This window comes from Candidatus Neptunochlamydia vexilliferae (assembly GCF_015356785.1).
GTDB classification, from domain to species: Bacteria; Chlamydiota; Chlamydiia; order Chlamydiales; family Simkaniaceae; genus Neptunichlamydia; species Neptunichlamydia vexilliferae.
Window position 1 is genome coordinate 1 of sequence record NZ_JAAEJV010000057.1, and the last position, 11,194, is coordinate 11,194.

Sequence of the window (11,194 nt, forward strand, 5' to 3'; positions counted from 1 at the left end):
TTATTCAGAACCCTAGATTCATCTCACTGTAGAGATGGTCTCTTCTCTTTGAGAGACAACTTGTTGTGACAGCTTCTTGTCACAATGCGAAAAGGTGAATAAGGCCTGCATTTTCGAGATGATGCAGTTTAGCCGATACGTCGCCTAATCCAGCTTTCGCATCATATAGCTTATTTCCCGTTTCAAAAAAATCTTATGAAGAATTTTAAACTTTCTATCTATATCGATTTTGAACATGAACTCTTTGCACTTATCTGAAAGAACATAGTGGTATTTATTCACGTTTTCCCATGTTTTATTGTATACTGAAAAATTTTCAGGCATAAAAACTTTACTTACCATTGAAAAACCTCCATTTTTGTTTCTTTTTTCGGTTGGGAAAATATTATAAATAGTGTTTTTTCGCAATCTTTTCATTATATTAAATTAATATTTATGCTAATTTTCGTTATAGATAGGCACAAAAGCACCGAAATCAAGATTGGTTTATTAGGTAACGGGTAATAATTATTATTTGAATTGTGCTTGCAATAAAATAGCATCCTTTCATAACATGTAAGTTGAATGGAAACTTAAAAGTAGAAAAAAATGGTAGAAACTAATTTATTCAGAAAGAACAAGATTAATCTTGAAGATTATGACTACCAAAAGGATATCCAGAATCGGGTCCTGATGTCTCACTTTTCCCCTGAAGACCTAGAAGTCTTAGAGGAAATCGTTTACGGCTCTCAGAAAATCCCCGTTAGCCGCCTCGTCGATCAATTAGATAAGGAGCTCGACCAGCTCCAGGGAGTTTTAGACCGTCTCTCGCAAACCGACCTCTTTAAGATCGAGGACGACACGGTTTTAGTGAACAAGGAGATGCGGAAATACTTTGAGACGCAGATCCAGAAGTTCGAAGAGGATTTTTCCCCGGGAATGGAGTTTCTTCAAGCTCTTTTAAAGAAGGTGCCGATCCATGTCCTCCCGACTTGGTATCCAATCCCCAGAACATCAAACAATATTTTCAATTCCCTCATCGAAAAATACCTTCAAACCCCCCAGCTCTTTCAGCGCTACCTTTCGGAGCTCAACTTAGGCGATCCGATCCTCAATGGAATCATCGGCGACCTTTTCAACGCTCCTGACTATAAGGTTTACTCCGATGAGATCCGGAAAAAATACTCCCTAAGTAAAGAGGCCTTTGAAGAGCACCTCCTTTATTTGGAGTTTAACCTCGTCTGCTGCCTGGTTTATGAAAAGAAAGATGGCGAATGGGTCGAGGTGGTGACCCTCTTTAAAGAGTGGAAAGATTACCTAAGCTTTCTCAAAGAGAGCCAACCCAAAGGAGTTCCTGAAGAAAAAAAGGTAGAGCGGACAAGACCTCACGACTTTTCTTTTGCCGAAGATATGTCAGCGGTTCTCGCCTTTTCTCGAACCAAACCTCTTTTCGTCCGCCTTGATGAAAATGAAGAGTGGAACTTTGAAAAAGGGACAGCAGTAGATGTTGCAAAGCAGTGTAAGGGATTTGATCTAAAGTCGACCGAGGGACAAGCCCGTTTCCAAAATTATATGGGCCGGGTCATCGGAAAACTCCTGTTCTTGAAGCTTACCCGCATCGAGCAAAACCAGCTTATCCCCGCCGAAGATGCTGAGGAGTGGCTTACCCTCCCTATCGAAAAGCGGGCTCTTAACACCTACAAGCAAACAATCACCACCTACTCCTTTTCAGAATTTCCAGAAGAGATCTGCACCGAGCGGAACATTCATGAAATCGAAAAGAGCATCAGCCGCATCATCGACTCAGGATGGGTCCTTCTCGATGAATTCCTCAATGGAGTCATCGCTCCCATCAGTGAAAACAGTAAGATGTCCCTAAAGAAAACAGGACGTTACTGGAAATACTCCCTTCCCGACTACTCAGAGGCTGAGCTCGACCTGATCCGCAAGGTGATCTATGACTGGCTCTTTGAGGGAGGAATCATCGCTAGTGGGATCCACGAAGGAAAAGAGACCCTCCGAATCACCCCGCTTGGTCAATCGATGTTTGGTTAAAACATCGTCTGTGCTAAAAGGAGGTCATGTTAGACCAAACCTTTGCCCTCATCGATATTCCCCGCCTGATTACCTTGATTTTTCTCGAGGGGATCCTCTCCCTTGATAATGCCCTTGCCATTGCCATCATCGTCCGGGGTCTTCCAACTCAGCTCAGGCAAAAGGCCCTCTTTATTGGCCTCGCCTCCTCGATCATCCTCCGCGCCTTCGGTGTCCTAAGTGCCGCCTACCTCATCCAGCTTTACTGGGTCCAGCTCCTTGGAGGGGCCTATCTCTTTTACCTTGCTTTAGCCCATATCCTTTCAAAGCGACGGGCAGAACTCCGCACGCCCCGCTTCCGGAGCTTTTGGGGCACGGTTGTTCGGATTGAGCTGACCGATTTTATCTTTGCTGTTGATTCGATCCTTGCCGGTCTTGCCCTTGTGGGGGTTTCTTTTCACCACCATGAGCTTCCCCCAAAGATCTGGATCGTCTACATCGGCGGGATTTCAGGGCTCATCATGATGCGCTTTGCGGCCGGTTTCTTCACCCACCTGATCGACCGTTTTCCCCGTCTAGAGCTGGGCGCCCACCTCACCGTCGGGTGGGTGGGGCTCAAGCTCCTTATAGAGGTCCTCCTCAAAGGGCTCCCCACCTGGGCCGAGCCGATTTTCTGGACAGGGATCATCGCCTCCTTTGCCTTTGGGTTCCTTAAACTGCAAAAATAACCAATTTAACAAAAGATTTACCTTGGTTTTCGACTAAAAACAAAGAGATGGTTTTGAAAAATCTTGTTTATCAAAGACTTAAAGAGTGGTCCGAAGAAATGGATAGGAAACCACTGATTTTGCGAGGCGCTAGGCAGGTTGGAAAGTCCTACGCTGTTCAAAAGCTTGGGGAAAGTTTCGACAACTTTATTGAGGTTGATTTTGAGTTTTCTCAGAACTTTCTCCCAATCTTTGAAGAAGATCTAGACCCCCAAAGGATTGTCCAGCAGATCTCTGTATTGGCAAAACAAAAAATTATACCGGGAAAAACACTCCTTTTTTTTGATGAAATCCAATTTTGTCCAAGAGCGATTACCAGCCTCAGATACTTTTACGAAAAAATGCCTAAGCTTCATGTTATAGCCGCGGGCTCTTTACTAGAGTTTGCACATGAGCTTGTTGGTATTCCTGTGGGACGGGTTCAATCTCTTTATGTTCATCCAATGACTTTCTTTGAATATCTTGCTGCTGATGGAGAGGGACTCCTTTTAGAGCAAATCCTAAAGGAAGAAAAGCTCTCTGAGGTTGTCCATAAAAAGATACTCAAGCACGTTGGCATTTATCTAGCTTTAGGAGGAATGCCTGAAGTGCTTCGAAGTTGGATCAAACATAAAGATCCCCTGAGATGCTCTGAAAAACATGCAACTCTTCTTGATACCTACCGACAAGACTTCCAAAGGTATGCCAAAAAATCGAATCTAAAATATCTCTCCCTGCTTTTTGAAAACATTCCTCGGCAACTTGGAGAAAAGTTTAAGTTTAGCAAGATAGGAGAGTATCAAAAAAGAGAGTTAGAACCCTCTTTAGAACTTCTATTAACTGCCAATATCTTTAACAAAGTGGTCCATACCTCAGCACAAGGGATTCCTATAGGAGCGGAAGCAAATCCAGAAAGATTTAAGCTTCTCTTCATTGATGTTGGTCTCACCCAAGCTCTTTTAAGCTTAGAATTGTCTGCTTGGTTTATCCAACCTGAAGCTGAACTGGTAAACAAAGGAAAAATTGTAGAGGCCTTCGTGGGTCAAGAGCTTTTAGCCTATTCAGAGGTGAATAAAAAGTCTCAACTGCATTACTGGCAAAGAGATAGTAGAGAAAGCTCAGCTGAAATTGACTACGTTCTCCAAAAAAAACAGCAAATCCTTCCTATAGAGGTCAAATCTGTAAAAACAATGAAGCTGAAAAGTCTCCATTCTTTTTTAAAAACCCATTCTCACTCAGAATATGGGGTTAAAATTTCTATAGACCCTTACTATAAAAGTGACCATATTGAGTCCATTCCCCTTTACAAAGTAGGCTCACTTGTGGGCGAGCTAAAAACGATCGAATCGCTACTTTTTCCTTGATGGCAATCGCTAGAGCTGAGAGAATAAATGGGTATGAGTAAAAATAGCCCTTCTGAACTAGTTTCCAACCGGCGCGCCCGCCACAACTATGAGATTCTTGAGACCTATGAGGCTGGGATTGCCCTCGTGGGAACCGAGATCAAGTCCCTGAGAAATCATGGGGGCTCGCTCCAGGACGCCTTTGTTATTATCCAAAAAGGAGAGGCGTGGCTCAAAAACTGCTCGATTGCTCCCTACTCTTTTGGTAACATTTTTAACCACGAAGAGCGGCGGGACCGGAAACTCCTCCTCCACAAAAAAGAGATCGAAAAGCTGAAGCGGGCCACCGACCAAAAAGGGCTGACCATTGTTCCCCTTTCGATCTACCTAAGTAAAGGGAAAGCAAAGGTCAAGATCGGCGTGGCACGCGGGAAAAAGCAGCACGATAAACGGTCTGCTATTAAAGAGCGGGAACAAAAAAGATCGATCGAACGTGAGCTAAAAGGTTGACTCCTCAAGGCGGGTCGATTAATCTAATAAAAAAACTCAAATGAGGTCTTATGAAAGTTACTCTCTCCCGCTTAGAACTTGTTAACGCAATTGGAAAAATCCAAAGCATCGTATCGAGCAAGCCGACTATCCCGATCTTGGCAAATATCTTGATCGAAGCCCACCAAGAAACGCTTACGATCAGCGCCACCGATCTGACCGTTAGCATGCAGGTCCAAATGGGAGCGACCGTTGAAGAAGAGGGAGGGATCACCCTACCTGCCCGCCGCTTTTTCCAGCTGGTCCGAGAGCTGACAACAGGAGAGATCGTCCTTCATACCAATGAAGAGGAAATCGCCTTTATCGAAGCGGGCACTTCCCAGTTCCGCCTAAATGGAATCAACCAGGGAGAATTCCCCTCTCTCCCCAACCTTGCCGAAGCTGAAAAGTTTTCGATCGGAGCAGATGAACTTAAAGGGCTCCTTTCTAAGTCGGTCTTTGCCGCAGCACGAGAAGATAGCCGCCATGTCCTCAATGGCGTTCTGATGCAGATCGAAAATGGGATGGCCACCTTCATCGGAACCGACGGAAAAAGGCTTGCCAAAGTAGACTCGGCTGTGGAGATTAGCGCCGACCATAAAGGGAGCTACTTGATTCCTTTGAAAGCGGTTGAGGAGATCGTTAAATCGGTCGATACCGAAAAGGGAGTCAAGGTGAGCCTGATGGCCGATAAGATCGCCGTCGAGCATGATGCAACGGTTTTGATCACCAAACTCCTTTCAGGAGATTTTCCCGATGTCGAGCGGGTCATTCCGGCGGAAAGTGCCTTCACACTGACCTTGCACCGCGAAGAGCTGATGGCCCTTCTCAAGCAGGTCTCTTTGTTTACGACTGATAAGAGCCACTCGGTTCAGTTTACCCTCTCCGCTGGAGAGCTTACTCTAACGGCTAACTCGAGCGAGATCGGCGATGGCAAAGTCTCGATGCCGGTAGACTACTCGGGAGAAAGTTTTGAGATCGCCTTCAATCCTTTCTTCTTCCACGACATCTTGCGCCACTCGAAAGATGAGACGGTGACCTTTGGAATGACCAACCCCTTTAGCCCGGGATTGATCACCGACTCGACAACGGCGCAGTTTGTCATTATGCCGATGCGCCTTGCCTCTACCGTGTAATGGAAGTTCAAGAACTTATCCTACGCAACTTTCGCAACTACGAAGAGGTCCATATTCCCCTCACAGAAGGGGTCAACCTCATCCAGGGTGAAAATGGGGCGGGGAAAACGACCCTTTTAGAGGCTCTTTACCTCTTAAGTACAGGACGCTCCTTTGTGACCTCCCACCTAACCGACCTAATCCGAAAAGGGAGCCCCCACTTCTATGTTGAGGTGCGGTTTGTCCGTGATGGTGTCGAGCAACAGCTCAGTATCGGCTTCGATGGAAAAAACCGGCGGATCCACTATAACAATAGCCACTTTTCTCACTTTTCCCACGTGTTGGGGATCCTCCCTTCTGTCCTCTACTCGCCGAAAGATAGTGCGCTCATTACCGGTTCCCCACAGGAGCGCCGCCGCTTTTTGAACATCCAGCTTGCCCAGACAGATCCCCTCTATGTCCATCACCTCATGCGTTACCATAAAGCGATGAAGCACCGGAATGCTCTCCTCAAAGTCAAGTCAGAGTCGGCAATTGAAACCTGGGAGCAGATGATGGCCGAATCAGCCCGCTACCTAATGACTAAAAGGAAGGCTCTCATCGAGGCTCTCCTCCCCCGCCTTAAAGGGCACTTGGAAGCGCTTGCCCCCGACCTCTTCGACCTCCGTTATGAACCTTCAATTTCACTGAAAAAAATGGAGCAGATTGAAGCCCTTTACAAAAAGCAACGTCCTAAAGAGCTAATCATCGGAATGACCCTTACTGGTCCTCACCGAGACGATCTTTATATTACTTATAACAGACAAGATGCAAAGACCTTTGCCAGCGAGGGGCAAAAACGGACCTGCATTGCGGCCCTCAAGATGGCTGAATGGGATGAGCTTGCGGCCCAGACAAATGCAAAACCCCTTTTAAGTATCGATGATTTTGGGGTCCACCTCGATCCCGGCCGGACAGCCCTCCTTGAGGAAAAACTAAAGGACTTTGGGCAAGTACTCCTTACCTCACCAAGCTCTAGCGAGCAAGCCACCCTTCAAATTACCGATGGAAAAATCACTAGTCCATCCCAGAGATCTTGCTCCAGGTAGCCGCATCGGGTTCATGCTTGGTTTCCTTCAAGAAAAGAAGAAGGACAAAGGCGAGGATAAGGGTGATGGGGAAGCTGACCATTGCAAAGTGGTAGTCGGCAATGCTATAGAAAGGAATCCCCTCTCGCATCGCTCCATCCCACTTAGAATCGAGGAGGATCCCCAGAAGGGGCTGCATCAGTGAGCTTCCTGTAGCAACGCAAAAGTTCGTGAGAGCAATGCTTGTCCCCTTGGCTTCGATCGCATTGATTTCGATACCAAGGGAAAAAGAGAGAAGCTGCGCCGCTTGGAAAAAGCCCACGAGGAAAAGTAAGATAAAGAGAAGGGGCATGGGAAGATGGGGAATATAGATCACTGGAATAAGAGAGAGAAGGCAGAGGAAAATCCCCCCATAGAGAAACGGCTTCCGCTTGCTAAAGCGATCTGAAATGTAGCCTATGATCGGCCCGCCGATAATCCATCCGATGAAGATCATCGAGATGGCAAAGGCGGCAACGTTGCGGTCAATCCCATATCCTTCCGACAGGAAGGGTATCCCCCACAAAGAGGCAAAGGCAGCAGTCGTCATATAAAAGAGAAGGGCAATCGCCGCATTGAGCCAGGTCCGGCCATTAGAGGCCACTTTTTTTAGGTTGTGAGCGAGATCAAAAGAGGCCTTTTTCACTTCGATTTTTTCTTGGCCCGGCGCTTTTTTCATAAAGAAAAATAAAACGAGGGCAAGGACAATTCCAGTGATCCCAAAGGTGACCACTGTAAACCGCCAGCCCATCGTTTCGACAACAAAGCTCAAGGGCCCTTGCGCTCCAAAAGCGCCCAGCATCCCGAGGGAGTTACCAATACCAACAAGGAGGGCAAGCTTCTTGGCGGGAAACCAGTGGGAACAGACGTAGACCATCCCGACAAAGGCAAACGAAGAGCCGATCCCCATCAGGAAACGGCCGATATCTGCGGGGATAATATGGTGGGCAGCCGCAAAGAGGAGGGAACCAAAGCCGCAGAAGAGGGAGGCAAAGGTGAGGAGGTTCCGCGCTCCAAACCGGTCCATCAGAAGCCCTACGGGGATCTGCATCGGGGCATAGGCATAGAAGAAGAAGGCGCTCAACGTTCCTAGTTGGGCTGCTGTGGCATCAAAGGCGCCCATCAGCTCTTGAACCATGACGGTGGGAAAGACGCGGACAATAAACTCATAAAAGAGGAAGAGGACGGCAAAGGACCATGCCCACCACGAGGCGGCGCGTATTTTCATCAGAGATCCTTCAGCGCATCGATGTAAACGGCGCCAAGAGGAAAGTCTTTTTCGTAATCCTCTTCTTGGCTCTTTTTAGCAAACTGTCCGATGATTTTATTTGCCAAGACTTTGCCGAGCTGGACCCCTTCCTGATCGAAAGAGTTGATCCCCCAGATAAAGCCCTGGAAAGCAACCTTATGCTCATAGTAGGCCAAAAGACTCCCAATCGTATGGGGATCACACTTTGAGGCTAGGATGACATGGTTGGGGCGGTTCCCCGGGAAGTTTTTGTTGGGGTTGTCACTCTTTTGGCCAACGGCAAGGGCTATCGACTGGGCGAAGAGGTTGGAAAGGAGTTTTTCTTGCGAGGTGGTCTCTTTAAAAGAGTTGTCCATCCCATACTGGTTTTCCGCAAAGCCAACAAACTCGACAGGAACGGTGATCGTCCCCTGGTGGATCAGCTGATAGAAAGAGTGTTGCCCATTGGTTCCTGGCTCTCCCCAAATAATCGGTCCGGTCCAAAATTCAACGGTGTGCCCTTCCTTATCGATCCGCTTTCCATTCGACTCCATGTCACACTGTTGGAGGTGGGCTGGGAAGCGGGACATCGCCTGCGAGTAAGGGATAACGGCAACTGTCGGATAGCCTAGGAAATTGTGATTCCAGATCCCCAAAAGAGCGCCAAGAAGGGGGAGGTTTTTTTCAGGGTTGGGGTCGAGAGCCACCTTATCCATGCTGCTCGCTCCTTTTAAAAACTCAAGAAGCTTGTCCATGCCAAGCGCAAAGGCGAGCATCACACATCCAACCATCGAGGTGACCGAGTAGCGCCCCCCCACATAGTCCCAAATGTAAAACGACTTTCGGTATCTTTCAGGATCATCCATTGGACTCCCCTTCCCCGTGACCGCTAAGAAGTGGTTGGTGGGAGAAAGCCCCTCATCGGCAAACTTTTTTCGGATCAGCTCTTCATTGGTGAGGGTTTCTAAGGTGGTTCCCGACTTTGAGACGATGACCACAAGGGTTTTGTTGAGGTCAACCTTATTGAGGACCTGGGCTGCATCGTCAGGATCGACGTTGGAGATAAAGTGAACCCGCCGCCCCTCTTTCCGAAAAGCCTCTAGCGCAAGATAAATCGCTTTAGGGCCTAGCTCCGACCCTCCGATCCCCACCTGAATCAGGTCGGTGTACTCTTTCTTTTCGATCTCATCGAGAAAGCTTTTCAGCTTTTCCATCTCGGCATAAGCAAGGGTGGCCGCTTTTTTTGCCTCATCCTCTTCGGTCTGACTGTCGAAAAAATCCCGCATCGCGGTATGGAGAACCTGCCGATTTTCACTTTCAAACCCTTCGATCTTGTTGATCACTTCCCCATGCTGCATCGCCGTCATTTTCTCGAGGGCTTTCGCCTCTTCAGCCAAGCTAAACAAGGTTTTAAGGACCTTTTCATCGACCCGCTCGGTTCCATAGAACAGTTTTAGATTGAGATTTTTGGTGAGCATCTCTTTCAAACGTTTGGGGGAAAGGTTCCCCTCTTTAGAGAGGTCGATCGGGGTATGGGCCAGCTCGTGCAAGGCCTCTACCGCAGGAAATTCATTAAACTTTGTCATGGCTCAACACATATACCAAATGATTTATCTATGCAAGGACCGCATTATGATTGGAGAGGGCTTGGTCAATAAAACCCTCCCCCTTATACATTCGAAGAACTTTGCTTTCTCGATGTTCCCCTTTCACAAAGAGGACACTATTTTTTCTTTCGGTGGGAGGCTCATCTTTCTTATGGAAATCGAGATAAGGAACGTTGGTCTCAGTCACACCATTCACAGCTGAACCAAATCCCTTTTCAACCAAAAATGCATACTCGGGAGAGTCTGGCTCAAAACCAAGATCTCCCATTAAGACCACTTTTTTTCCTTCTCGGCTACACATTTCCTGGAGGCTTTCGAGCGAAGGGTTTTGCGTGCAGAGGTAGAGGGTATCGGGAGTTTCAAACGTGAAGTACCCCCCCTTCTGATGGTTAAAAGGGATATACTCGGGGGTTCTTACCAGCTCTCCGCGGAAAGCAACAAAAAAGCCTGCATCAAAATCAAAACATTTAGGGCCCATCGCTGAAAAAATAAAGTGGTAGCGATCTTTGAGCTTGCTTGCGAGGTCTCCTGCATAGATCGAATGAACTCCCGGGAGAAAAACGATATCGGGGTCATTGTCTCGAATGGTTGTCGCAAGCCGGTCTAACCGCTCTCCACCGGAAACAAGTCCTGTCCTATAACTGGGAAGAGGACCCGGTCCCATTTGAGGGTTGAGGATGAAGAGTCTTTGCCCCGTTACCTCTCCTTCAAAAGTTCCAGCTGTTGTTCGGTAAGAGCGGGAAAAAAGGGTGAGGAAAGGAGTAGCGAATACATAAAAAGCTAGGGTCACCTGCCCTACTGCCACAGCGAATATAAAATTAGCAACACGACGGATACCTTCTTGCAATGAAGTTGTGTTTTGCCCATAACGGGCCGAGTGACGGGCTCGGAATAGATAAATGGAATCTGCAGATAGCCAAAACCCTTTCATGATAAGGGTGGCAATATCGTTTGTGACACTTGCGACAGTATCTTTCCAGCCCAACTCGAGCTTAAAATCTTCGACTTCTTCATCAATAGTACTTACAGACATCTTTCGACCTTTATTTAATCATCTTGGAAGAAAGTATTGCACCTTGTCTCTTTTTTGTTCAAGCAATAACTGCACGAACCGCTTCATGATCAGAGAGGTGATCCGTTGGGATCACCTCTCCTTTTATTGAGATATCGCTCCCCTTCAGGGTCAGTACATAATCGATCGACTCTTCTTCGCAAGTAAGCACGTTGTCTAAATGATCAATAAACCCTTTCTTTTCGACCATAGCTTTTCCCCGATCGATATTTAGATCTCCTAAAATGACCCACCGTTTCCCTTGGGTAATGGCTAAAATTTCATCCAGCTCTTCGCTTTTCTTACCATCCTCGGTGGAGAGGTGGGTATACAAGTAGGAGGCATTGGGGGTCTCCATGGTCAACTACTCCTCCCTAAAGGAAGGAGCTTGTAGCTAGCGCAGTTGCTGCTACCATAGGCACGTTGACAGGTGCCCTTGCTGAGACAACAGACTCAG

At 47.2% G+C, this 11,194-nt stretch carries 10 protein-coding genes; 6 read left to right on the forward strand and 4 right to left on the reverse strand.

Annotated features, from left to right (window positions below; all coding sequences use genetic code 11):
* Positions 1–588: 588 nt before the first annotated feature.
* The 6 genes from NEPTK9_RS07905 to recF are packed head-to-tail and all read left to right on the forward strand — an operon-like array spanning position 589 to position 6,833.
* Positions 589–2,034 carry a hypothetical protein gene (locus NEPTK9_RS07905; RefSeq protein WP_194848293.1) on the forward strand — a complete coding sequence of 482 codons (1,446 nt, stop codon included), beginning with the start codon at positions 589–591 and terminating at the stop codon, positions 2,032–2,034.
* A 26-nt stretch (positions 2,035–2,060) separates the two neighbouring features.
* Positions 2,061–2,741, forward strand: coding sequence for a TerC family protein (locus NEPTK9_RS07910; protein WP_194848294.1), 681 nt, complete (start codon positions 2,061–2,063; stop codon positions 2,739–2,741).
* A 53-nt stretch (positions 2,742–2,794) separates the two neighbouring features.
* Positions 2,795–4,123 carry an ATP-binding protein gene (locus tag NEPTK9_RS07915; RefSeq protein WP_194848295.1) on the forward strand — a complete coding sequence of 443 codons (1,329 nt, stop codon included), beginning with the start codon at positions 2,795–2,797 and terminating at the stop codon, positions 4,121–4,123.
* A 33-nt stretch (positions 4,124–4,156) separates the two neighbouring features.
* Positions 4,157–4,612 carry an SsrA-binding protein SmpB gene (smpB, locus tag NEPTK9_RS07920; protein WP_194848296.1) on the forward strand — a complete coding sequence of 152 codons (456 nt, stop codon included), beginning with the start codon at positions 4,157–4,159 and terminating at the stop codon, positions 4,610–4,612.
* Positions 4,613–4,662: 50 nt separating this feature from the next.
* A complete protein-coding gene (dnaN, locus tag NEPTK9_RS07925) occupies positions 4,663–5,766 on the forward strand; it encodes a DNA polymerase III subunit beta (RefSeq protein ID WP_194848297.1) in 1,104 nt (367 codons plus the stop codon).
* On the forward strand, positions 5,766–6,833 hold the full coding sequence (gene recF, locus NEPTK9_RS07930; protein ID WP_194848298.1) for a DNA replication/repair protein RecF: 1,068 nt from the start codon (positions 5,766–5,768) through the stop codon (positions 6,831–6,833). Before dnaN ends, recF begins: the two co-directional genes overlap by 1 nt.
* Here recF and NEPTK9_RS07935 read toward each other — a convergent pair.
* Genes NEPTK9_RS07935 through NEPTK9_RS07950 form a run of 4 tightly spaced genes read right to left on the reverse strand, consistent with a single transcriptional unit; the run spans position 6,802 to position 11,095 of the window.
* Positions 6,802–8,079 carry an MFS transporter gene (locus tag NEPTK9_RS07935; RefSeq protein WP_194848299.1) on the reverse strand — a complete coding sequence of 426 codons (1,278 nt, stop codon included), beginning with the start codon at positions 8,077–8,079 and terminating at the stop codon, positions 6,802–6,804. The two genes, recF and NEPTK9_RS07935, sit on opposite strands and share 32 nt — an antisense overlap.
* Positions 8,079–9,665, reverse strand: a complete 1,587-nt coding sequence (locus NEPTK9_RS07940; protein WP_194848300.1) for a glucose-6-phosphate isomerase — start codon at positions 9,663–9,665, stop codon at positions 8,079–8,081. The genes NEPTK9_RS07935 and NEPTK9_RS07940 overlap by 1 nt, the downstream gene beginning before the upstream one ends.
* A gap of 28 nt (positions 9,666–9,693) precedes the next feature.
* Positions 9,694–10,719: an exonuclease/endonuclease/phosphatase family protein gene (locus NEPTK9_RS07945; RefSeq protein WP_194848301.1), complete on the reverse strand. Its 1,026-nt coding sequence runs from the start codon at positions 10,717–10,719 to the stop codon at positions 9,694–9,696.
* Positions 10,720–10,777: 58 nt separating this feature from the next.
* Positions 10,778–11,095, reverse strand: a complete 318-nt coding sequence (locus NEPTK9_RS07950) for a hypothetical protein (protein WP_194848302.1) — start codon at positions 11,093–11,095, stop codon at positions 10,778–10,780.
* Positions 11,096–11,194 lie beyond the last annotated feature (99 nt).

Excerpts from the sequence above, each read along its gene's own strand:
- NEPTK9_RS07905 (WP_194848293.1), top strand. The coding sequence starts at position 589 with ATGGTAGAAACTAATTTATTCAGAAAGAACAAGATTAATCTTGAAGAT.
- NEPTK9_RS07910 (WP_194848294.1), top strand. The coding sequence starts at position 2,061 with ATGTTAGACCAAACCTTTGCCCTCATCGATATTCCCCGCCTGATTACC.
- smpB (WP_194848296.1), top strand. The coding sequence starts at position 4,157 with ATGAGTAAAAATAGCCCTTCTGAACTAGTTTCCAACCGGCGCGCCCGC.
- dnaN (WP_194848297.1), top strand. The coding sequence starts at position 4,663 with ATGAAAGTTACTCTCTCCCGCTTAGAACTTGTTAACGCAATTGGAAAA.
- recF (WP_194848298.1), top strand. The coding sequence starts at position 5,766 with ATGGAAGTTCAAGAACTTATCCTACGCAACTTTCGCAACTACGAAGAG.
- NEPTK9_RS07935 (WP_194848299.1), bottom strand. The coding sequence starts at position 8,079 with ATGAAAATACGCGCCGCCTCGTGGTGGGCATGGTCCTTTGCCGTCCTC.
- NEPTK9_RS07940 (WP_194848300.1), bottom strand. The coding sequence starts at position 9,665 with ATGACAAAGTTTAATGAATTTCCTGCGGTAGAGGCCTTGCACGAGCTG.
- NEPTK9_RS07945 (WP_194848301.1), bottom strand. The coding sequence starts at position 10,719 with ATGTCTGTAAGTACTATTGATGAAGAAGTCGAAGATTTTAAGCTCGAG.
- NEPTK9_RS07950 (WP_194848302.1), bottom strand. The coding sequence starts at position 11,095 with ATGGAGACCCCCAATGCCTCCTACTTGTATACCCACCTCTCCACCGAG.